The sequence below is a fragment of the Amycolatopsis kentuckyensis genome (assembly GCF_041679295.1).
Taxonomy (GTDB): domain Bacteria; phylum Actinomycetota; class Actinomycetes; order Mycobacteriales; family Pseudonocardiaceae; genus Amycolatopsis; species Amycolatopsis kentuckyensis_A.
On record NZ_JBGDMD010000002.1, the window covers coordinates 206,531 to 226,593 of the forward strand.

Genomic DNA, 20,063 nt, shown 5'->3' on the forward strand with positions numbered 1-20,063 from the left:
CTCTTGTCTGCCACCGTGCCACCCGCAACGAAACGCAGCCTTTGGCTGCGTGCCCGGACACTCGGTGTGCGCAGGCATTTGTTCAGCCGGATCGCCGGGGTGAACCCTGCGGAAAGTATTGCCGAAGCGGGCTCGGGAGAGCTGCTGCCGAGTGACCGCAGCCGGTACGCGGTCATGGGGTTCGCGGTCTGCCTGACCGCCGCGTTTTCCACGGTTTCGATGCCCATCGCGCTTTCGCTGGCGGCCGGCGCGTTCAATCCGGTCTTTCTCTTGTTCGGCCTGTTGTGGGGCCTGTTCGTATTCAACCTCGACCGCTGGGTGGTCAGCTCCGTCGACTACCGGCTGGACGAGACGGGGACCCGGGACGCTTGGCAGCGGGTGTTGTCCTATGTGCGCGGCATGACGCTCGTCGCGACCCGGCTGGCCATCGCGGCCCTGATCGGTCTTTCGATCTCGGAGCCGATCGTGATGTTGATCTTCGACACTGAGATCACGACGTGGATCAGCGATCGGAAACCGGGTCGTCGCGCGCAGATAACCGAAGAAGTCAATAAGGCGCCTGAGTACGCATTGCGCTACGCGTCGCAGGGCGAGCGGCTCGAACGTGCCAAAACGGCCGTCGAATCGGCAACTCGGGACGTGGGCGCCGCCAACGCCGCGCTGGATGCGGAAGAGGGCGGCGGCGGGGGCACCAAGCATGCCGGGCAGGGGCGACGCACCTCGGAGCGACGCTTGGACCTGGAGCAGAAACAGAAGATCCTCGACGATGCCATAAAAGAGAAGAAGACGGCCCAAGACGCTTACGATAAGGAAAAAGAAGGCGCCGACAAGGATCGTAAGACCGAACTGGACCGGCGGCTGGCGCAACTCGACGCGCCACCTGGTTTGGCCGATCGGGAACGGGCACTCGCCGAGGTGGCCGACGCTCAGTCGTCCGTGCGCGACACCCAGTGGGTGGCCCGCGGGCTCGTCATGCTCGTCGACATCGCGCCGATCCTCTTGAAGATCATGTCGCCGAAAACCCCTTACGAGCGCAACCTCCGCAAGCACGTCCAGATGGATGCGGTAATCCGCGACAGCCACCTTTTGGTCCGGCGAACCGATGCCGAGGCCGAAGCCGAACAGCAAGCGGAGCTGAACAGGAAGACGCTGAGCAGGAAAGGCAGTCATGATCTGCTCCTGCTCGACCAGAGGTATCTGCTGGCCGATGACGCGGCCCGCCGGAAGACAGATCTGGATCTCCGCCGAGAAATCGCCCGGCACGTGAACACCATCCGTGAGGAGAAACTCGATCCCCTCGACGACCCGGGTTTCTTGGCCGATCGTCTCGACCGTGCCGCCCCCGGATCCGAGGAAGGCGATGATTCCGAGGACTCCGGTCCGGCGACCGAACGGCGCCCAGCCCAGGGCGCGGAGACGGCCTTGGTCGTGAACCAGCGCTGGCGACTCGGAAAAGAACTCAAGGCGGCCGGCGGCTCGGAAAAAGGGAATGGGCCGTACCTGGCCCGTGATGTTCGTGACACGTCGCTCATGCCGAGTAGGTTCGTGGTGAAACGAGTGCTCATGCCCGATCAGCCGGTGGTGCACCGGGACGAAATTCGCGAGTTGGTGTCATTTCCCATCGGGGAAGAGATCAGCCGGCACGTCACGGTCGTGACCGATGCCGGGATGGACCCGAAGTTCGGCTACTTCGTCGTCACGCCTTACTATGCGAGCGGCACCCTGCACCAGCTCATCCGGGACTCGGGGCAGCAGTTGACCCTGAGCGCGGCCATCACCATCACCGAACAGGTCCTGCTCGGCCTGAAGGCGGCGTTCGACCACCAGAACAGCAACCGGGTGCACTTCGACATCAAGCCGTCCAACATCGTCTTCCACGATACGGGTGAAGCTTGCATCATCGACTGGGGACTGTCCCAGGCGAGCAACGCACAGTACGAAGACGACTCGGATCGCACGCACGGGTACACCTTGTGGTACGCACCACCCGAGCAGGTGGTCGCCCGCGAGAACGGCGACAAGAACTGGAAGTCGCCGCGCTGCGATCTGCGCGCACTGGGTGCCGTCCTCTACAAGATGATCACGGGGTTTGCTCCGCTCTACGTCGAAGCTTGGCGGGAAGGCTTGCTGGACGACCAGGGCAGGCTCCAACGATCCGAAAAGGACGCATTCATCGCGCTGCTGACCAGTACGGAACCGGTGTCGCTCGAGGCGTACTGCGGACAGGTCGAAGGTTGGGACGCGCGAGGCCTCAAGGATCTCTCCAACCTGGTCAGCCGATGGCTCTCCCTCACACCTTCGGATCGTGTCGACACCAACGCGCTTCCGGTGCACGAGTCGGCGTTGCGGGCGTTGCGCACGGTGGTCGAGACCCTCCAGGAGACTGCCCCGGACCTGGTGCACGAGAAAGTCGGCAAGGACGTTTTTCCGGTGCCGGAGCACATCGAACGCGCCACACCGGACAAGGATCCGGCCGCCTCGGCCGACCACGAGAACACCTTTGTCTCCGGAAGGCGGAGCTGATGCTGACGACGGTCCTGATTCTGTCGGTGGTCGTGGTCGCCGCAGTATTGATGGGAATCTTCATGACCAGGTTCGAGAGAAAACAGCGGCGGTTGCTGACACGGCTGCGACCCGTGGTGCGAGCCCTGGTCGCCGAGGAGCTCGAACGGTTGAAGCGGACCGATTCGAGTAGCGGACCGGCCGAGCACCCGGACCGGCGCGAGCCGGGACCGGAATCTGCGGTCGCGCCACCTGCGGTCCCCGCTCCGGTGGACGACGCGACCGAGGTCTATGCGCGACCGACGGCCTCTTCGAACAGCTCGGCGGACTTCGAAGACTCGGAGGTGCCGGAGGAGCCACCGCCCACGGCGTCGATCAGGGCCATCCGTGGTGAGAACCTCGATGTGTTGCTGACCAGTCGCCGGATGACTTTCGGACGTGGCTCCGATCGCGACATCGTCCTGTCTGCCGCAACGGTGAGCCGGAACCATTTCACCCTGCTGTACCTGGAGGGGCACTGGTACATCCGCGACGAGGGCGCGCCGAACGGCACTTTTGTCAACGGAACCCGGATCACTTCCGGTGATCCGGTCGCGCTGACGTCCGGGGACGTGATCGCGGCAAGCGAGGATGTCGAACTCCTGCTGACCACACCAGACCCACCGGCACGGGACTTCAAGTTGATCGCGGGGGCCGCGGCGTACAGGGCCGAGGGAATCGGGCCCTTCGAGGACCATTGCATCGGCGATGACTTCGTCGCCCTGGCGGGGAGTGCCGGCGTAGGCCGAAAGGAGATGGTGGCCGCGGAAATCGCCATCACCATCGCGCGCGGTGCTTCGCCTACGTTGCCCCTGGTGCACCTGGTGCCGGCCATGGAGGCGGCCATTCGCGCGCGCAGTGGCATGGATCGCGGGCACGCGGACGTCGTGGCCATGTTCGACGGGTTCCAACTGCTCCCCGAGCACCGGGGAAACCGGGTGGCCGGCGTCCACGTCGGTGACGGATGCGCATACGTTGACGACGGCGTCGAGGTCCGATCACTGACTGATGGGCTGGAGAAGGGACGGCCCATGGGCCGGGCCGGAACCGCGAAGATCGGGACCTGGCAGGAGCCGGCGATCGTCGGCTGGCGTTTCGTTCTCGTCACCGGTGGCCTTGTTGAGAGCTTCGAAGCCGCGGAGTTGAGCAGACTCCTCGGAGAGCTGCGTGGACTGGAACCGCAGCGGGCTGCGGAAAAACTGGTTGCGCTCGCGGTCGATCGCGCCGAAACCGCAGGCCGGGAGATCGCCGGGCCGGCGGCTCTCGTGGTCGAGGTGGGCAGGAGGAAACCGAAGTTGCTGCTCACGAGTGACGCGACGCGTTCGCCGAATTCAGTGCCGCTTTTGCTTCCCTGAAATATTTGTGCTGATCAAGGAGAGACGATGGCGAATCTTCTGGTGCAGTGTGGCGCTACATCCGCGGTCGAACTGGAGCCGGGCCGGGAGTTGGTGCTGGACCGGATGTTTGTGACTGGAGGCACTACCGATCCGTCGGTCAGCCGCACGAAGAACGCGGCTCTCTTGTTCGACAACAAGGGAGTCTGGTCCGTGAAGAACCGGTCGCACGACCACGACCTCCCGATACTCACCGAAACCGGTCGGCAGTACTGGATCGGCCCGGCGCTTTCTTTCGAAATTGTGCCGCCTTACTGCGAACTCGGCGTCGGCGGGCCGCACCGAGTCGGCTTGACCGTGGTCGTGACCGCGGCAGACAGCGACGCCGACGCGGTGCTCGAGGAGATCAGCACGCACAAGCCCGCCGAGATCAGGCGGGAGAGTGACTTGCTTGCCTTCTTCGCCCGCGACACCAGGGCCTGGGTTATTGCCCGCCTGCGGTTCCAAGAATATATTCCGCGGGCGGTACCGTCCGGCGACCGGCCTCAGCCGCTGTCCGCTGGCGAGGTCGTACAGTGCGACCCCAGTGTCACGGAGAGCCAGGTCAACCAGGTGCAGCGCGAGATCGCGAACATCATCGGTCTCGACGTGAAGTCGGTCGGACCATGGCTGGTCAAGCGCGGAATTCTGTTGAGGGGACACGCCAGCGGCCTGCGCCACGACGCTTGCCGGCACACATAGCCGGCGGCGGCCCTGCGTCGGGGCTGATCGCTTAGGATGTGCGGTGCCCCCGTAGCCCAATCGGCAGAGGCAGTCGACTTAAAATCGATCGAGTGCGGGTTCGAGTCCCGTCGGGGGCACCAACTGGGGCGCGCCGATCACTACCGTGGGGCTGGGTCCCGGCTCAGACGATTCCGTCCTGCACCGGATAGTGGATGACGATCGCGCCGCCCGTGGCTTAGTTGGCGACGTCGGCGCTCACCCGCCCGCCTTGCGGAGGCTCCCTTGCCGCGCTCATTGCCGCAGTGTCGGTGAACTCGGCTCCGAAGATCGCGAAGTACGGCGCCTCTCCCTGGGGCGCTGTCACGTCGGAGTAGTCGCGGAAGTGGTCGGGATCGGCGGGCTCGGGATACAGGACCACCAGGCGGCTCAGGACTGCTCCGGCCCCACCGTCACGTCCGGCCCGGTCGCGCCGCCGTAGGTGGCGATCTTGTACTCCGTCGCCGCGAGGGAGAGGGTCAGCTCCCGGATTCGGCGCCGGATGGTGTCGCGGTGCTCGATGAGCAGGTCGAGGCGCTCGGGCACCGTGTCGTCGCCGGCGTCGACGAGCGCTATGTAGTGCTGCAGGTCGCGCATCGGCATCCCCGACAGCCGCATCCGGGTCAGGAAGATCAGGCGCCGGACCGCTGCCGCGTCGTACACGCGGTGTCCGTTGCTGTCGCGGCCGACTTCGACCAGTCCGGCTCGTTCGTAGTAGCGCAGGGTGTGCGGGGAGAGGTCGAGCATGTCGGCGAGCTCGGCGATCGTCATCGGCCCGTCCGCCGCGGTGGCGTCGGTGAGCCGGTGGATCGCCTCGACCGGCAGCTCGTCGTCGCCGAGCATCGCCAGTGCCCGGGCCATCAGTTCGTCCGTGGCCATGCCGGTCAGCCTAGATCGGCCGGGCTGACGGCGGGGCGTCGGCGAAGTCGGCGCTGCGGGCGGTCTCGGCCCACCGCTCGACGCCTTCGAGGTCGCGCCGGTAGGCCCGGGTGAGCCGCTCGACGGCCTCGCCGCCCAGCGGCAGCCGCAGCGGCACGTCGGCGCCGTGGACCAGACCGACGATGATGTCCGCGGCCCGCGCCGGGTCGCCTTCCTGGGCGCCGTCGGCGCCGGCCATGTCGGCGCGGACGGCGGAAAGCACGTCGCGGTAGGTCTCGGACGGCTCCGCGAACTCCAGCACCTCGGCGCCGTTGAACCCGGTCCGGAACCGGCTCGGCTCCACGAGCACCACGCGGATCCCGAACCGCGCGACCTCCGCGGCGAGGGACTCCGACCAGCCTTCGAGGGCGAACTTCGACGCCGAATAGGCGGCCACGCCGGGGAACGACTGCCGCCCGCCCTGGCTGCTCATCTGCACGATCGTCCCGGACCCGCGTTCGCGCATCCCGGGCAGCGCGGCGCGGACGAGGGCGGCCGGGCCGAACAGGTGCAGGTCCATCAGCTCACGCAGTTGCGTGTCACTGACCTCCTCGACGGCGCCGACCACCGCGCGGCCCGCGTTGTTCACCAGGATGTCGAGCTGTCCGAAGTGGTCGATGGTGTCCTTCACCAGGTCCGCGGCCGCGGTGGTGTCGCGGACGTCGAACTTCACGACCAGGCAGCGGTCCGGGTACTCGGCCTCCAGGTCGAACACGGTTTCGGGCCGGCGTACCGCGGTCACGACGTTGTCGCCGGCCGCAAGTGCCGACTCCGCCAGTGCGCGGCCGAAGCCGCGGGTCGCGCCGGTGATGATCCAGGTCTGTGTCATGGCGGCGACGCTATGGCTTCGAGCGCGCTCGAACGCAAGCCCGCTTCGATGCGGGAGGATGGCCGGCATGACGCTGCCTGCCCTTCCCGAGGAGTCCTTCCGACGCGTCCTCTGCGTGGTCGCGCACCCCGACGACATGGAGTACGGCGCCTCCGCGGCCGTCGCCCGGTGGACCGCGCGTAGGGTCGAGGTCGGCTATCTGCTGCTCACCCGCGGCGAGGCCGGCATGCCGAACCCGCCCGAGGAGACCGCTCGCCTGCGCGTCGCCGAGCAGCGGGCCGCCTGTGATGCCGTCGGCGTCGAGCACCTCACCGTCCTCGAGCATCCGGACGGGGTGCTCGTCTACGGACTCGACCTGCGCCGGGACATCTGCCGGGAAATCCGGCGGTTCAAGCCGGACGCCGTGTTCGGCAGCGCGTTCGACGTCGAGACGCCCTACGGTTTCGACCAGGCCGATCACCGCGCGGCCGGGCTCGCGACGCTCGACGCGATCCGCGATGCCGGCAACCGGTGGGTCTTCCCCGAGCAGATCGACGACGAGGGCCTCGAACCGCACTCCGCGCGTTGGTACCTCACCCCGGGCATGACGGACGCGACCCACGGCGTCGACGTCACCGGTGAGCCGCTGCGTCGCGGGGTCGCTTCGCTCGAGGCGCACGCCGCGTACCTGGCGGCGCTCCCGGACCACCCCGCTCCCGCTGACTTCATCCCGCAGTTCACCGCGATGAGCGGCAAGGCCATGGGCGTCGAGCACGCCGTCCTGTTCCGCGCCCACGATCTGCAGGCGCCGCCGGAACTCTGAATCCTTTCGCGCTGCCGGCGTCTCTTATGGGGTGACAGCAACGCCGGGAGGGAGCAGCAACGTGGGTCGAGGCTGGGCGAGTGAGCAGCTCATCAAGGCCGCGCAGGACGGCGACCTGGAGTCGCTCACCGCGGTGGTGCAGGACGCGCACCCGCACGTGCGCCGGTTCGCCGAGCACCTCTGCGCGTCGCCGCAGGACGCCGAGGACGCGGCGCAGGAGGCGCTGATCGTCCTCTACCGCAAGATCGGCACCTTGCGGGCCTCGGCGGCGCTGGCGTCGTGGATGTTCCGCATCGTCCGGAACGAATGCCTGCGCCGCGTCCGGCGCGCGCTCGACCACGACGGCGCGGCCGGCGTCGACCTCGCGGCGTCGGCCGAAGACGAGGTCCTCAAGCGCCTGGAAGCCGAACGGGTCGCGGAGCTGATCCGGGCCTTGCCCGAGGTCACGCGCCGCGTGCTGATCATGCGGGACGTGCTGGGTTACCCGGGACGGGCGGTCGCCGACGCGCTCGGCCTGAGCACCCCGGCGATGAAGTCCCACCTGCACCGGGCGCGGACCACGCTCCGGCTGAGCCTGGCCTCGCACCCACCTGCCTGACCACCTCCCCAGCTCGAAGGGAAGTTCCCCCATGTTCGAAACCGGATCGACGGCGCCCACGATGGTGCTGGAAGACACGGCCGGGCAGGACGTCCGCATCCCCGACCGCCAGGGTGCCGTGCTGCTCTACTTCATGCGGTCGACGTCGTGCCCGATCTGCAACCGGCACGTCCAGGACCTCGTCGGCAGCGCCATCGGCGTCCGGGTCCTGATCGCGGTTCCCGAGGACCGGGAGACAGCGGCCGCGTGGAAAGCGAAGCGCGGAATCCCGTTTCCCGTGCTCACCGGCCGCCGCGACAGCCCGCACGAGATGATCGGCCTGAGCCGGAAGGTCTTCGGGTCGATGCAGCAGTCGGGGAGTGTTTTGATCGACGCGCAAGGCGTGATTCGGCACGCGCACGGCGCCACTTTGCCTACGAACAGCTACGACAAGAAGGGCATCATCGCGGCCATCGCCGCGCTTCACGCGCCGGCCTGACCGCCGGTCAGACGTGGACCGGGAACTTCGCCGGCCCGCGCAGGTTGATGCGGCCGTTCCACTCCAGTTCGCCCGCGAAGCCCAGCTTCGGGAACCGCTGCACCAGACGGCTCACCGCGACCTGACCCTCCAGGCGCGCCAACGCCGCGCCCAGGCAGTGGTGCGGGCCCGCGCCGAACGAAACCTGGTGACGCGCTTCCGGCCGGTCCAAGCGCAACTCCGAAGCGTCCGGGCCGAAGAACCGCTCGTCGCGGTTGGCCGATCCCAAGCACGCCAGCACGAACGTGCCCGCCGGGATTTCGCGGCCCGCCACCGTGTGCGGCGCCGTCGTGATCCGGCGGGTCTGCTGGACGGGGGAGTCGTAGCGCAGGAACTCCTCCACCGCGTTCGCCGCCAGATCCGGCTGTGAACGCAGCAACTCCAGCTGGGAAGGGTTGCGCAGCAAGGCGTTGACGCCGTTCGCGATCAGGTTGACCGTCGTCTCGTGGCCCGCCACGTACAGCAGCACCACCTGGGCCACCAGCTCGTCGCCGTCCAGGACGTGGCCGTCGTGCTCCGCCGCGATCAGCGCCGTCAGCAGGTCTTCCGCCGGGTTGGCGCGCTTCCAGGCGATCACCTCGCGCGTGATGGCGGTCAGCTCCGCGTCCGCCGCCGCGATCGCGCGGGCCGTTTCCTCGTCGGCGACGATCTCCAGGGACCGGACCAGCGTGCCGCTCAGCTCGCGGATGCGGGAATGGTCGGTCGGGGGCATGCCCAGCATTTCGGAGATCACCGCGAACGGGAGCGGGAAGGCCAGCTCCTCGACCAGGTCGCACGTCCCCCTTTCGGCCATCCGATCCAGCGCCGCGTCCACCAGGCCGACGATCTTCGGCTCCAGCGCGGCGATCGCGCGGCGGGTGAACACCTTCGTCACCAGGGACCGCAGGCGCGTGTGGTCGGGCGGGTCGCGGTCGAGCATCGACCGGTTGAGCGCGCCCGCGTCCTCGTCGGCGGCGAAGAACTCGAACGGGGATTCCGCCAGGTTGGCGATGTCCACGGACAACCCCGCGCGCAGCAGCGCCGAGACGTCTTCGTAGCGCGAGACGAACCAGAACCCCAGCGGGTGGTCCTGCACCGGGTCTTCGTCGCGCAGCAGCTTGTACTGCTCGTACGGGTTCTCGAAGTACCCGGGCGCGAACGGGTTGAAGAGGAGCTCGTCGGTGTTCGTCATGGCCTACCCCCGTACCTACACCGTGTCGGTGACATACACAGTGTATGTCCTATGCTTTGCGCATGTCGACTGTCAAGAGCCGGCGGGAGCAGTACTCCGAGGCCACCCGGGCCGCCCTGCTGGCCGCGGCCACCCGCCGGTTCGCCGAAGACGGTTTCGCCGGCACGGCGTTGGAAGACATCGCCGCCGACATCCAGGCCACGCGCGGCGCGATCTACCACCACTTCGCCAACAAGACCGCGTTGTTCGAGGCGGTTTTCGAAGAGCTCGAGACCGGCGCGATGGAACTGTCCGCGAACGCGGCGGCGCGCGCGGACGACCCGTGGTCGGCGGCGTTCGCGGCCCTCGACGCCTTCCTCGACCGCTGCTGCGACCCCGTGTACGGCAAGCTCGTCTGGCAGGAAGCGCCGCTCGCCCTCGGCTGGGTGCGCTGGCAGGCGGCCGAGGAGCAGTACGCCTACGGGCTCGTCGAGCAGCTGATCAAGGCCCTGGTCGAGGGCGGCGACATCGACGACCAGCCGCTCGAGACCACGACCCGGCTGGTGTTCGGCATGCTCGGCACGGCCGGGATGGCGCTGGCCGAAGCGGCCGATTCGGACAAGTCGCGGCTCAAATCGGAGTATGCGGCGGTCATCGGGAGGATGGCTTCGGGATTGCGGCCCGTCGTCACATGAATCGTGGCCTGCAACTTTCCCACGCGTCGTTTTCTTCGGGTTTCTGACCCATTCGAGATAACAGGGACACCCTGAGTAGCACTTGTGAGGTCCGTGTAGGCTCCGGTCTCGCTTGACCGGGTGATCACTCACCCGAATCAGTGGCCGCCTGCGGGGGTGGATGGCTGCTTACGTCGTGGTTCGGGCTCGGATAGGAGATTTATGCAGGTCAGGTCCACTCTCGTGCGCGGCGGGATCGCGGCTCTCGCCGCGGCCGCCGCCGTCATGATCAGCTCGCCGGCCGCCCTCGCCGACGATGGTGCCGCTCGCGGCCGCGTCGTCGCGGACGACAAGGGGCACGCCGAGGGCACCGTCGGCTACCGGCTCAACCTCGGGCGGGGCGGCGACTACATCGCCGAACTCTTCGAGATGAAGCTGTCCAACGGCAGCACGCTGAAGCTCTACTGCGTGCAGATCACCGTCGGCCTGCGCACCGACGTCGACATGGTCGAGCGGCCGTGGAGCAAGTACCCCACCAAGCCGAAGACGTCGTTCAACGAGAACAACGCCAAGATCAACTGGGTGCTCCACAACGGCTACCCGGGCGTCGGCCTGGACGCGCTGGGCAAGGCGCTGAAGAAGGCCGGCGTCGAGACCCACGACGGCATCTCCGAGCGCGAGGCCATCGCCGCGACGCAGGCCGCCGTGTGGCACTTCAGCGACGGCGTGAACCTGGACGCCACCAAGCCGCTGGCCGAGGAGAAGGACGCCGGCGCCAACGCCGACGTCGCCGCGCTCTACGCCTACTTCACCGGTGACCAGAACAAGGGCATCGGTGAGCAGCCGAAGCCGACCCTGAACATCGCCGCGGACAAGACCGAAGGCGCGGCCGGCGGCAAGATCGGCCCGTTCAGCGTCGCCACCAGCGGGGACATCACCTCGCTGACCAGCCAGCTGCCCGAGGGCGTCAAGATCACCGACGCCGACGGCAAGGAGCTGAAGAACTCCGACGTCAAGGACGGCAGCAAGCTGTACGTCGACGTCCCGGCGGGCACCAAGCCGGGCAAGGGCGGCTTCACGCTCAAGGCCACCGGCGAGCTGGACACCGGCCGCCTGTTCGTCGCCGAGAACTACGACCGCACGCCGGCGCAGTCGCTGATCGTCGCCGACTCGGAGAAGACCGAGGTGACCGCGAACGCGGCCGCCAGCTGGACCGAGGCCGGCGCTCCGGCGACCACCGCGCCGAGCACCCCGGCCGGCTCGAACGGCGGTGGCGGCGACCTGGCCAACACCGGTGTCGACGCCGCGGTTCCGTTCACCGTGGGCGGCCTGCTGCTCGGCGGCGGCGCGCTGATGCTGCTGGTGAACCGCCGGCGCAGCCGCGCGTAAGCACTGACTGGAAGACGGGGCCGGTCCACTGTGGACCGGCCCCGTTTTCGTGTCCGGATACCGACCATCGGATTGCGATCATCGGGGCAAACCGGGCGAATCGCCTGGTAATTGGTCTAGACTTTTCGGCATGCGTGGGACGACCGTTCCGCCCGGGACGCCCTGCCCGCCGCCGCGGGCGGGGGAACTCCCGATGCACCGGCTGGAGGTGCCGGCCCCGCACGCGCCGCCGTTCGCCGTCGGCACGTTCGACGAGATCGGGCCGCTGTCGCGCGCGGAGTTCCCGCACCGGCACACCTTCCACGAGCTCGTCCACGTCACCGGCGGCACCGGCGCGCACGTCGTCGACCTCGCGCGCCGCCCGCTGCGGCCGCCGCACCTGGGCGTCATCGCGCCCGGGCAGGTGCACCAGTGGGCCGGCGCGCGCGGGCTGACCGGCCACGTCGTCGTGTTCACCGACGACTTCCTCCTCGACCACCCGGCCGACCGCGACCTGCTGCGGCGGCTGAGCGAACAGCCGTGGCCGCGGCTGGACGAGCACGCCGACGCCGTCGTCACGCGGCTGATCGCCGATCTGGTGGAGGAACACCGCCACGGCGAAGAGTCCGTGCTGCGGGCGCTGCTGCACGTCCTGGTCGCGCGCGCCGGGCGGCTGCTGGGGACGCCGCCGCCCGCGCCCGCCAAGGCGATCGCCGCGGAGTTCACCCGGCTCGCCGGCCGCCCCGACCTCGGGCTCTGGTCGGTGTCGGCGCACGCCGAACGCATCGGCGTCACCCCCGGGCACCTCACCGAGGCCGTGAAGGCCGCGACCGGCCGGACCGCCGCGCAGCTCCTGCGCGAGGCGCGGACCCGGGAGGCGCAACGGTTCCTGCTCCGCACGGACCTCACCGTGCGGCAGGTCGCGAGCCGCGTCGGGTTCGCCGACCCGGCCTACTTCTGCCGGTTCTTCCGCCGCGAAACCGGGCTGAGCCCGGGCGACTTCCGGCGGGACGCGGGAAATCACCACGACTGACCGGTCCAGTCCATCGTCGCGTGCCCGGTGCGCTGCCTACGTTCGAGGGGATCCCCCGACGCCCCCACGAGGAGCAGGCATGGACGAAGACAGCAAGCTCAGCCGCAAGACGGTGCTGCGCGCGGCGCTGGCGGCGGGCGTCGCCGCGCCGGTCGCGCTGATCGGCGGTCCCGCGCTCGCCCGCACCACCGTCGCCGGCGGCCAGGTCCCCGAGCTGACGCCGGCGTGCCACGACGGCGACGAGCCGACGATCGAGCAGACCGAAGGCCCGTACTTCAAGCCGAACTCGCCGGAACGGACCGACCTGGTGACGCCCGGTACCCCGGGCACGCGCCTCACTGTGTCGGGCTACGTCTTCGGACGCGCCTGCCTGCCGATCGGCCGCGTGCTGCTGGACTTCTGGCAGGCCGACGTCAACGGCGCGTACGACAACACCGGCTACACCTTCCGCGGCCACCAGTACACCGACGCCCAGGGCGCGTTCCGGCTCTCGACGATCGTGCCCGGCCTCTACCCCGGCCGCACCCGGCACATCCACGTCAAGGTCCAGGCGCCCGGCCGGCCGATCCTGACCACCCAGCTCTACTTCCCGAACGAGCCGCGCAACAACACCGACACGATCTTCGACGCGCGGCTGCTGATGACCGTGCGGGACAACGGCTCCGCGAAGGAAGGCGCCTTCGACTTCGTGCTGAACGTCCCGCAGACGCCGACGTCGACGTCGACCCCGCCGACGTCGACCCCACCGACCTCCACGCCGCCCGGGGGCACCACCTGGGCGGTGGGCACCAGCTACGCGGCCGGTGCCCGGGTCACCTACGGCGGCCGGGGCTACGTGTGCTTGCAGGGGCACACCGCCCAGCCGGGCTGGGAACCCCCGGCCGTCCCCGCGCTGTGGCGGGCGGAGTGACCCGCTGAGGAGGGAGGGAACGGGCGGGTCCTGGTCTGCACCCCGGGACCCGCCCGGCTTTCCGCACGATTGGCGTCGCGCCGGTCCCCGTCGGCCTGCGACATTCGCGGCATGACGGATTCGCGACCGTGGCTGCGGCGCTTCCACCCGGCGGCCCCGGGCGCGCCGCGGCTCGTGCTGTTCCCGCACGCCGGCGGGTCGGCGAGCTGCTTCCACCCGGCGTCGGCGGCGCTGGCCCCCGCGGTCGACGTGCTGGCCGTGCAGTACCCGGGCCGGCAGGACCGCCACGCCGAACCCCTGGTGGACGACCTGCTCGTGCTCGCCGACCGGCTGGCCGGCGTGCTCGCCGCCGAGGTCGCCGGGCCGGTGGTGTTCTTCGGGCACAGCATGGGCGCGAGCCTGGCGTTCGAGGTCGCGCGGCGGCTCGGACCGCAGGTCCGGGGCTTGGTCGTGTCCGCGCGCCGGGCGCCGTCGGCGCCCCGCGCGGCGCGGGTCCACGAGGGAGGGGACGACGCGCTGCTCGCCGACGTCCGGCGGCTGGGCGGCACCGACACCCGGGTGCTCGAGCACCCCCAGTTGCTGCGCATGGTGCTGCCGGTGCTGCGCAACGACTACCGGGCCGCGGAGACCTACCGCTACCGGCCCGGCCCCGACGTGAGCTGCCCGGTCGTCGCGCTCGTCGGCGACCGCGACCCGAAGGTGACGGAGGCGGAGGCCGGGCGGTGGGCGGCGCACACGAGCGGCGAGTTCGAGCTGAAGTCGTTCCCGGGCGGGCACTTCTACGTGAACGACCACCGCCCGGCGGTGGCCGCGCTGCTCGGCGAGCGGCTCACCCGCTGGGTGGGTGAGCCGCTCGCGTCAGGTCAGCAGTAGAGGTTGGCGCCGGGGTCGACGCCGAGGATCGAGGTGATCTGGCGGTACTTGTCGACGCGGCTCTGCACCTGCGCCGGGTTGCCGCCGTTGCACTCGATCGAGCCGTTGATGCTGCGGATCGTCTCGCCGAAGCCGCGGCCGTTGACGATGGCGTTGTGCGGGGTCATGGTGCCGGGACCGCTCTGGGTGTTCCAGTACCAGAGGCCGGTCTTCCACGCGACGGCCGCATTCTGCTCGACCTGCCACGGGTTGCCGAGCAGGTCGATGCCCAGCGCGTCGCCCGCGGCCTTGTAGTTGAAGTTCCAGCTCAGCTGGATCGGGCCGCGGCCGTAGTACGCCGACTGGCCGGCCGGGCAGCCGTAGGACTGGCTCCAGTCGCAGTAGTGCGGGTAGTTGGCCGTGTTCTGCTCGACGATGTAGACCAGCCCACCGGTCTCGTGGTTGACGTTCGCGAGGAACGCGGCGGCTTCCTGCTTCTTCACCGTGTCGCTGCCGGTGTTCGCGAAGCCGGGGTAGGCCGACAGGGCCGCGGTCAGGCCGCTGTAGGTGTAGAAGGAGTTGCGGCCGGGGAAGATCTGGTTGAACTGCGCTTCGCTGACGACGAACGCGCCGGGGTTGCCCGGGTTGCCGGGGTCCGTGCCGCCGCCGCAGTTGTAGGGCTCCCAGTACCAGGTGCTGATGATCGGGTCGTAGCCCGGGTTGGCGTTCTTGGCGCGGTAGTAGCCGCCGTTGGTGTAGCGCACGATGGCGCCGACGTCGTACCACTGGCCGGCCACCCAGTTCGGGTAGCTGCAGGTGGTCCCGCCGCCGCCGTCGCAGCTGTAGGGCTCCCAGTACCAGGTGCTGATGATCGGGTCGTAGCCCGGGTTGGCGTTCTTGGCGCGGTAGTAGCCGCCGTTGGTGTAGCGCACGACGGCGCCCACGTCGTACCACTGCCCGGCGACCCAGTTGGGCGCGGTGCAGGCGGCGGCCGCGGCCTGCGGGGCCTGGCCGGTGGCGGCGGGTACGCCGAACACGAGCCCGGCGACGGCGGCGAATGCGGAGAGGATCGCGGCAAGACGTCTTCTCAAGACTGGCTCACTCCTTCGGCCACGACGGAGTCCGGACGCGGGGGCGCCCGGTGTCGGAGGGGGTGTGCTCATCCGGCCGAGACGAGGGTGACACCGGTCACTAGAACAGATTGGTCTAGTCCAGTCAAGGATTCTGGCGGGTCGGGCAACGGGTGTGCGCGAACGACTCCGGAGTTGAACCGCGCGGGGCGGGTGCCGGCGACCAGCCGTCGACCGGGTTCGCGGGCGGCGTGAACCCGGTCGTAGCTCTCCGCGACGATCGAATGGGTCCGGCCTCCGTGATCAGTCCTATGTGGACTCCGCGCGACCGAGGTGGTCGAGCATCGAGCGGACGGCCTCGAACTCCCGGACCTCCTGGCGGCAGTCCTGGCACGCGGCGAGGTGCCGCTCCACCCGCGCCGCGTCGGCGTCCTCGAGCAACCCCAGGCTGTACGCCCCGAGGTCGGTCCGGTCGTACCGGGCCATGGATCGCGTCTCCGTTTCCGCGTCCCGCAAGGGAACGCCCGCACTACCGGACGTCTCCAGAGTCCTGGCCCGTACGCGGCACCGGCGACCTTCTCCTGTTTTCCACCCGATCGGCCGACAACTTGCGGCGGCGAACAGCCCATGTGAGTGAAAGCGGGCCGTCACGATACTCACCGGTCCGGACACGGAAAGCTTTTCTGCGACGAATTTCCGGGTTTCCGCGTCATGGCCCCGGGGCGGGCTCGTCGGTTCTGCGTCGGACCGGAATTTTCCGGCTTCGACCTGGGCAAAGGCGATCCGGAACGAGGAGAGCGAGAGCGATGACCGTACGGAGCCACCGGGCGGACGACGTCGTCAACGAGGTCGGGGTGTGGCTGGCCGGGGAGTTCGCGGGGCGGCTTCCCGCCGGGGAGATCGACCGCGTCGTCAAACTGACGCGGCTCGACCTCGAAAGCAGCATCGCGTCGGAGGAGCTGGGGGAGATGCTCCACCGGCTGGGGCGGGCCCGCCTGCAGCGGATCCTGGAGCTGGCTCCGGCCAGCCGGGTGCGGATCCCGCAGGCGCGCTGACCGGCGAACTGCCACGTCAGCGCGACGCGGCCGCCTTGATGGTGCGCAGGACCGGCGCCGTCTCCAGCGTGTGGACCGCGTCCAGGGCACCCAGCCTGCGGGTCAGGTAGTGGTGCAGCCCGGCCGCGTCCGGGCAGAGCGCGTGCGCGACCAGGTTGGCCGGCCCGGTCGTCGCCGCGACGAGCGCCAGTTCCGGGTGCGTGGCCAGCTCCCGGGCGACGGCGTCGAGGTGCGCGGGCGCGACCGACATCCAGAGCAGCGCGTGGGTGGTCGCGCCGAGCGCGGCGGTGTCGACCTCCAGGTCGAAGAACACCGTGCCGCCCGCTTGGAGGTCGGCCAGCCGGCGCGCGACGGTCGCCGCGGACCAGCCGGTGGCCGCCGCCAGCTCGGCCAGGCTCGCCCGGCCGTCGCGCTGCAGGGCTGCCATCAGCACGTCGTCGTCGCCGGTCAGCGGCTTGCCCTCGCCCGACACGACCGGGGTCAACGCGGCGATCTGCGCGGCGTCGAGGGCGTTCGCGCGCCCGAGCCAAGCGGTCGGGCCGCCGAAGTAGCGGTGCAGCAGCTGGTGCGCCGACACCGCCGTGATGCTCGCGGAGCGCGGGACGTCCCGCAGCAGCAGCGAGTGGTCGCTCGCGGCCGGCGTGTGCACGTTCACGCAGATCTCCGTGCCGCCCGAGACGAGCTTGACCCACGCCGTGTCGGCACGCCGCGCCAGCGCCACCGCGACGTCCCGTGCGGTGTTCGGCGTCGCGGTCAGCCGGACCATCCACTCGGCCTGACCGGCGCGTTGCGGGTCCGGCAGTCCGACGACGCGAAGCGACGCTTCGGCGCGTAGCCGGCGATAGCGACGCGCCACAGTCTGCGTCGATACGCCGAGGACTTCGCCGATCTTCGTGAACGGCGCGCGGCCGTCGAGGTGCAACGCGTGGATGAGCGCGCGGTCGACGTCGTCCAGAGCCGTGGTCATATCCCTCATCAAACCGCACTGCGTGGAACAAATCAGCAAGAAGATCGTCAAGAGTGGAAGCTCGGACCGGCGGAAGGAGAAGGTCCACCGCATGACGACCACCACTCGCCACCGCCACCGCTGGGCCGCGCTCACCGTGCTGCTCACGGCCGAAGCCATGAACTTGCTGGACTCGACGATCGTCCAGGTCGCCGGCCCGGTGATCCACGCCGGCCTGCCGGGACCGGCCGCCGACATCCCGTGGTTCAGCGCGGCGTACACGCTGCCGTTCGCGGCCTTCCTGATCACCGGCGGCCGGCTCGGCGACGTCTTCGGCCGGGCGAAGGCGTTCAAAATCGGCGTCACGGCCTTCGTGCTCGCGTCGCTGGCCTGCGCGGTCGCGCCGGACGCGGGCCTGCTGATCGGCGCCCGCGCGGTGCAGGGCGCGGCGGCCGCGCTCGTCATCCCGCAGACCATCGGCCTCATCCGCGCGCTGTTCGACGGCGACGAGCTCGCCAAGGCGCTGGGCAGCATCGGCCCGGTGATGGGCCTGTCCGCGGTCACCGGGCCGCTGCTCGGCGGCCTGCTGACGCAAGCGCTTTCGTGGCGGGCGGTGTTCCTGGTGAACGTTCCGCTCGGTCTCGCGGTCCTGCTCGCCGCGCGGTTCTTGCGCGAGGACCGAGCCGGCACGCGCCCGAAGCTCGACCTCGTCGGCACCGGGCTCGTCGTGGCCGGCGCCGGGCTGCTCGTCTACCCGCTGATCAGCCCGGGCGCGACGGCGTGGCCGCTGCTCGCGGCGGGGGCGGCGCTGCTCGTCGTGTTCGGCTTCCAGCAGCGCCGTACGTCCGCGCCGCTGGTCGAGCCGAGCCTGTTCGCCAACCGGGGGTTCCCGTCGGCGCTCGCCGGGTCGCTGCTGTTCTTCGCGGTGATGACCGGGCTGATGCAGGTCGTCCCGATGCAGCTGCAGCTCGGCGAAGGGGCCGACGTCCGCACCGCCGGCCTGACGCTCTTGCCGCTCTCGGCCGGGCTCGCGGTGGCGTCGTGGTTCGCGGGCAGCCGGCTGGTGCCGAAGTTCGGCGCGCGCGTGATGTTCGCCGGACTGGCCCTGCTGCTCGCCGGGATCCTCGGCGCCGCGGGTGGCGTTCCCGGCGCGCTCGCGGTGTGCGGTCTCGGCATGGGGACGTTCACGGTCCCGTTCTTCACCGCCGCGCTGGACCGCGTCCGGCCGCCCGAGACGGGCTCGGCCGCCGGGCTGCTCAACGCCGTGCAGCAGCTGGGCGGCACCGTCGGCGTGGCCCTCCTCGGCGGGCTCTACCTCGGCAGCGGCACGGCGGCCACGGCGTACGGCGTCGCTGCCGTGCTCACCGTGGCCGCCGCCATCGCGGTCATCCCCCTCAGTAGTCGTCGCGGCCGGTGAACTGCTGCTCCAGCAGCTCCGCAGCGCCCGCCACCAGCTCCAGGGGGTCGATGAACTCGTTGATGTCGAGGTTGATCAGCGGCAGCGAGTGGCGCAGCACGAGGTGGTCGCCCATCACCGCCAGCCCGCCCACGACGGTCGAGTTGCCCACCTCGGTCAGCACGTCGAGGAGGTCGACCTCGTCGTGGCGGGCGAACGGCGTCGCGATCTGGACCCAGTCCTCGCGCTGGTCGAGGATCTCGCGGGCGATCACCATGATCTGGGCGCGCTGCTCGGTGTCGGGCTCGTCGCCGAAGATCAGCCGGATGCGGATCTCGTCCGGGACGTCGCGCACCACCCGATACTCCTGCCTGATGTACGCGACCAGGTCGCCCCACTCGGCCATCAGGCGGCCCCGATCCGGTCGAGGTCGGCCAGGACGTCCGCCGGCAGTTCGAGCGAAGCCGCGGCGAGGTTCTCGCGCAGGTGCTCGAGCGACGACGTCCCGGGGATGAGCAGCATCGACGGCGACCGCTGCAGCAGCCACGCGAGCGCGACCTGCATCGGCGTCGCGTCGAGACGGGCGGCGCAGTCGTCGAGGATCCCGGACTGCAGCGGGCTGAACCCGCCGAGCGGGAAGTACGGCACGAAGGCGATGCCCTCGGCTGCGCACTTGTCGACGAGATCGTCGTTCTCGCGGTGCGCCAGGTTGTACTGGTTCTGCACGCAGACGACGGGCGCGATCGCCTTGGCCTCGTCGAGCTGCGCCGCGGTGACGTGGCTGACGCCGAGGTGCTTGATCAGGCCCTGCTGCCGCAGCTCGGCGAGCACGCCGAACGGCTCGGCGAGCGACATCGGCACGGGGTAGTCGCCGGCCGCGTTGCTCAGCCGCAGGTTCACCACGTCGATCGTGTCGACGCCGAGGTTGCGCAGGTTGTCGTGCACGGCCTGGGTCAGCTCGTCGGCCGACAGCGCGGGCGGCCACGCCTTGTCGGGCGTCCGCCGCGCGCCGACCTTCGTCACGATCGTCAGTGACTCCGGGTACGGGTGGAGAGCCTCTTTGATCACCGCGTTCACGGTGTGCGGCCCGTAGTAGTCGCTGGTGTCGATGTGGGTGACGCCGCTTTCGACGGCTTCGCGCAGCACGGCGACCGCGGTGTCGTGGTCGCGCGGCGGTCCCCAGACACCGGGGCCGGCCAGCTGCATGGCCCCGTACCCCATCCGGGTCACGGGGACTTCCCCGCCGAGGCTGAAAGTGCCGCCCAGGTTTGCCATTCCGCTCCTCAGGTAGGTGGCGTTCCGCCGAGGAGT

Annotated in this window: 21 protein-coding genes and 1 tRNA gene; 14 read left to right on the forward strand and 8 right to left on the reverse strand. The window is 69.8% G+C overall.

What is annotated here, in order from left to right; genetic code table 11:
- Window positions 1–3 precede the first annotated feature (3 nt).
- The 4 genes from ACERZO_RS06830 to ACERZO_RS06845 all read left to right on the forward strand — a co-directional run bounded on the left by ACERZO_RS06830 (window position 4) and on the right by ACERZO_RS06845 (window position 4,738).
- Window positions 4–2,523 (forward strand): DUF4407 domain-containing protein, encoded by a 2,520-nt coding sequence (locus ACERZO_RS06830; protein WP_372663384.1) that lies wholly within the window; start codon window positions 4–6, stop codon window positions 2,521–2,523.
- Complete coding sequence (locus tag ACERZO_RS06835) at window positions 2,523–3,896, forward strand: FHA domain-containing protein (RefSeq protein ID WP_372663386.1); 1,374 nt, start codon at window positions 2,523–2,525, stop codon at window positions 3,894–3,896. Before ACERZO_RS06830 ends, ACERZO_RS06835 begins: the two co-directional genes overlap by 1 nt.
- 27 nt (window positions 3,897–3,923) lie before the next feature.
- Complete coding sequence (locus ACERZO_RS06840; RefSeq protein ID WP_372663388.1) at window positions 3,924–4,616, forward strand: hypothetical protein; 693 nt, start codon at window positions 3,924–3,926, stop codon at window positions 4,614–4,616.
- 45 nt (window positions 4,617–4,661) lie between these two features.
- Window positions 4,662–4,738: transfer RNA gene (locus ACERZO_RS06845), tRNA-Leu, on the forward strand.
- Window positions 4,739–5,024: 286 nt separating this feature from the next.
- Here ACERZO_RS06845 and ACERZO_RS06850 read toward each other — a convergent pair.
- Together ACERZO_RS06850 and ACERZO_RS06855 are read right to left on the reverse strand one after the other, a co-directional pair.
- Window positions 5,025–5,513: a MerR family transcriptional regulator gene (locus ACERZO_RS06850; protein WP_372663391.1), complete on the reverse strand. Its 489-nt coding sequence runs from the start codon at window positions 5,511–5,513 to the stop codon at window positions 5,025–5,027.
- A 10-nt stretch (window positions 5,514–5,523) separates the two neighbouring features.
- The gene (locus tag ACERZO_RS06855) at window positions 5,524–6,381 is read right to left on the reverse strand and encodes an SDR family NAD(P)-dependent oxidoreductase (protein ID WP_372663393.1); all 858 of its coding nucleotides are present in this window, start codon (window positions 6,379–6,381) and stop codon (window positions 5,524–5,526) included.
- 58 nt (window positions 6,382–6,439) lie between these two features.
- On the opposite strand from ACERZO_RS06855, the gene ACERZO_RS06860 reads away from it, so the two are divergent.
- The 3 genes from ACERZO_RS06860 to ACERZO_RS06870 all read left to right on the forward strand — a co-directional run bounded on the left by ACERZO_RS06860 (window position 6,440) and on the right by ACERZO_RS06870 (window position 8,259).
- Window positions 6,440–7,183 (forward strand): PIG-L deacetylase family protein, encoded by a 744-nt coding sequence (locus ACERZO_RS06860; RefSeq protein WP_372663395.1) that lies wholly within the window; start codon window positions 6,440–6,442, stop codon window positions 7,181–7,183.
- Between the two features lie 61 nt (window positions 7,184–7,244).
- Window positions 7,245–7,781, forward strand: a complete 537-nt coding sequence (locus ACERZO_RS06865; protein WP_372663397.1) for an RNA polymerase sigma factor — start codon at window positions 7,245–7,247, stop codon at window positions 7,779–7,781.
- Window positions 7,782–7,812: 31 nt separating this feature from the next.
- Window positions 7,813–8,259, forward strand: a complete 447-nt coding sequence (locus ACERZO_RS06870; protein ID WP_372663399.1) for a peroxiredoxin family protein — start codon at window positions 7,813–7,815, stop codon at window positions 8,257–8,259.
- 7 nt (window positions 8,260–8,266) lie between these two features.
- Here the strand turns inward: ACERZO_RS06870 and ACERZO_RS06875 are convergent, their stop codons facing one another.
- Window positions 8,267–9,469 carry a cytochrome P450 gene (locus ACERZO_RS06875; protein WP_372663401.1) on the reverse strand — a complete coding sequence of 401 codons (1,203 nt, stop codon included), beginning with the start codon at window positions 9,467–9,469 and terminating at the stop codon, window positions 8,267–8,269.
- 62 nt (window positions 9,470–9,531) lie between these two features.
- On the opposite strand from ACERZO_RS06875, the gene ACERZO_RS06880 reads away from it, so the two are divergent.
- The 5 genes from ACERZO_RS06880 (at window position 9,532) to ACERZO_RS06900 (ending at window position 14,306) form a co-directional block, all read left to right on the forward strand.
- Window positions 9,532–10,143: a TetR/AcrR family transcriptional regulator gene (locus tag ACERZO_RS06880; RefSeq protein ID WP_372663403.1), complete on the forward strand. Its 612-nt coding sequence runs from the start codon at window positions 9,532–9,534 to the stop codon at window positions 10,141–10,143.
- Between the two features lie 201 nt (window positions 10,144–10,344).
- Window positions 10,345–11,511, forward strand: coding sequence for a thioester domain-containing protein (locus ACERZO_RS06885; RefSeq protein ID WP_372663405.1), 1,167 nt, complete (start codon window positions 10,345–10,347; stop codon window positions 11,509–11,511).
- Between the two features lie 130 nt (window positions 11,512–11,641).
- A complete protein-coding gene (locus ACERZO_RS06890; protein WP_372663407.1) occupies window positions 11,642–12,523 on the forward strand; it encodes a helix-turn-helix transcriptional regulator in 882 nt (293 codons plus the stop codon).
- 79 nt (window positions 12,524–12,602) lie between these two features.
- On the forward strand, window positions 12,603–13,433 hold the full coding sequence (locus tag ACERZO_RS06895; RefSeq protein ID WP_372663409.1) for a dioxygenase family protein: 831 nt from the start codon (window positions 12,603–12,605) through the stop codon (window positions 13,431–13,433).
- A gap of 111 nt (window positions 13,434–13,544) precedes the next feature.
- A complete protein-coding gene (locus ACERZO_RS06900; protein WP_372663411.1) occupies window positions 13,545–14,306 on the forward strand; it encodes a thioesterase II family protein in 762 nt (253 codons plus the stop codon).
- On the opposite strand, the gene ACERZO_RS06905 is transcribed toward ACERZO_RS06900, so the two are convergent.
- Window positions 14,297–15,322 (reverse strand): glycoside hydrolase family 19 protein, encoded by a 1,026-nt coding sequence (locus tag ACERZO_RS06905; protein ID WP_372664583.1) that lies wholly within the window; start codon window positions 15,320–15,322, stop codon window positions 14,297–14,299. The genes ACERZO_RS06900 and ACERZO_RS06905 overlap by 10 nt on opposite strands.
- A 342-nt stretch (window positions 15,323–15,664) precedes the next feature.
- The gene (locus ACERZO_RS06910; RefSeq protein ID WP_372663413.1) at window positions 15,665–15,841 is read right to left on the reverse strand and encodes a zf-HC2 domain-containing protein; all 177 of its coding nucleotides are present in this window, start codon (window positions 15,839–15,841) and stop codon (window positions 15,665–15,667) included.
- A gap of 320 nt (window positions 15,842–16,161) precedes the next feature.
- Between ACERZO_RS06910 and ACERZO_RS06915 the strand changes: the two genes are divergently transcribed.
- Entirely contained in the window at window positions 16,162–16,410 is a 249-nt protein-coding gene (locus ACERZO_RS06915; protein ID WP_372663415.1) for a hypothetical protein, read from the forward strand.
- 16 nt (window positions 16,411–16,426) lie between these two features.
- On the opposite strand, the gene ACERZO_RS06920 is transcribed toward ACERZO_RS06915, so the two are convergent.
- On the reverse strand, window positions 16,427–17,377 hold the full coding sequence (locus ACERZO_RS06920) for an Lrp/AsnC family transcriptional regulator (protein WP_372663417.1): 951 nt from the start codon (window positions 17,375–17,377) through the stop codon (window positions 16,427–16,429).
- Between the two features lie 91 nt (window positions 17,378–17,468).
- Here ACERZO_RS06920 and ACERZO_RS06925 point away from each other — a divergent pair, with 91 nt between their 5' ends.
- Complete coding sequence (locus ACERZO_RS06925) at window positions 17,469–18,773, forward strand: MFS transporter (protein WP_372663419.1); 1,305 nt, start codon at window positions 17,469–17,471, stop codon at window positions 18,771–18,773.
- Here ACERZO_RS06925 and ACERZO_RS06930 read toward each other — a convergent pair.
- Both ACERZO_RS06930 and ACERZO_RS06935 read right to left on the reverse strand, forming a co-directional pair.
- Window positions 18,751–19,158, reverse strand: coding sequence for a hypothetical protein (locus tag ACERZO_RS06930; protein WP_372663421.1), 408 nt, complete (start codon window positions 19,156–19,158; stop codon window positions 18,751–18,753). The genes ACERZO_RS06925 and ACERZO_RS06930 overlap by 23 nt on opposite strands.
- Window positions 19,158–20,027, reverse strand: coding sequence for an oxidoreductase (locus ACERZO_RS06935; RefSeq protein ID WP_372663423.1), 870 nt, complete (start codon window positions 20,025–20,027; stop codon window positions 19,158–19,160). The genes ACERZO_RS06930 and ACERZO_RS06935 overlap by 1 nt, the downstream gene beginning before the upstream one ends.
- Window positions 20,028–20,063 lie beyond the last annotated feature (36 nt).

Coding starts and splice junctions, on each gene's coding strand:
- ACERZO_RS06895 (WP_372663409.1), top strand. CDS start 12,603: ATGGACGAAGACAGCAAGCTCAGCCGCAAGACGGTGCTGCGCGCGGCG.
- ACERZO_RS06880 (WP_372663403.1), top strand. CDS start 9,532: ATGTCGACTGTCAAGAGCCGGCGGGAGCAGTACTCCGAGGCCACCCGG.
- ACERZO_RS06860 (WP_372663395.1), top strand. CDS start 6,440: ATGGCCGGCATGACGCTGCCTGCCCTTCCCGAGGAGTCCTTCCGACGC.
- ACERZO_RS06935 (WP_372663423.1), bottom strand. CDS start 20,027: ATGGCAAACCTGGGCGGCACTTTCAGCCTCGGCGGGGAAGTCCCCGTG.
- ACERZO_RS06840 (WP_372663388.1), top strand. CDS start 3,924: ATGGCGAATCTTCTGGTGCAGTGTGGCGCTACATCCGCGGTCGAACTG.
- ACERZO_RS06855 (WP_372663393.1), bottom strand. CDS start 6,381: ATGACACAGACCTGGATCATCACCGGCGCGACCCGCGGCTTCGGCCGC.
- ACERZO_RS06910 (WP_372663413.1), bottom strand. CDS start 15,841: ATGGCCCGGTACGACCGGACCGACCTCGGGGCGTACAGCCTGGGGTTG.
- ACERZO_RS06900 (WP_372663411.1), top strand. CDS start 13,545: ATGACGGATTCGCGACCGTGGCTGCGGCGCTTCCACCCGGCGGCCCCG.
- ACERZO_RS06930 (WP_372663421.1), bottom strand. CDS start 19,158: ATGGCCGAGTGGGGCGACCTGGTCGCGTACATCAGGCAGGAGTATCGG.
- ACERZO_RS06875 (WP_372663401.1), bottom strand. CDS start 9,469: ATGACGAACACCGACGAGCTCCTCTTCAACCCGTTCGCGCCCGGGTAC.
- ACERZO_RS06870 (WP_372663399.1), top strand. CDS start 7,813: ATGTTCGAAACCGGATCGACGGCGCCCACGATGGTGCTGGAAGACACG.
- ACERZO_RS06925 (WP_372663419.1), top strand. CDS start 17,469: ATGACGACCACCACTCGCCACCGCCACCGCTGGGCCGCGCTCACCGTG.
- ACERZO_RS06920 (WP_372663417.1), bottom strand. CDS start 17,377: ATGACCACGGCTCTGGACGACGTCGACCGCGCGCTCATCCACGCGTTG.
- ACERZO_RS06885 (WP_372663405.1), top strand. CDS start 10,345: ATGCAGGTCAGGTCCACTCTCGTGCGCGGCGGGATCGCGGCTCTCGCC.
- ACERZO_RS06915 (WP_372663415.1), top strand. CDS start 16,162: ATGACCGTACGGAGCCACCGGGCGGACGACGTCGTCAACGAGGTCGGG.
- ACERZO_RS06835 (WP_372663386.1), top strand. CDS start 2,523: ATGCTGACGACGGTCCTGATTCTGTCGGTGGTCGTGGTCGCCGCAGTA.
- ACERZO_RS06890 (WP_372663407.1), top strand. CDS start 11,642: ATGCGTGGGACGACCGTTCCGCCCGGGACGCCCTGCCCGCCGCCGCGG.
- ACERZO_RS06850 (WP_372663391.1), bottom strand. CDS start 5,513: ATGGCCACGGACGAACTGATGGCCCGGGCACTGGCGATGCTCGGCGAC.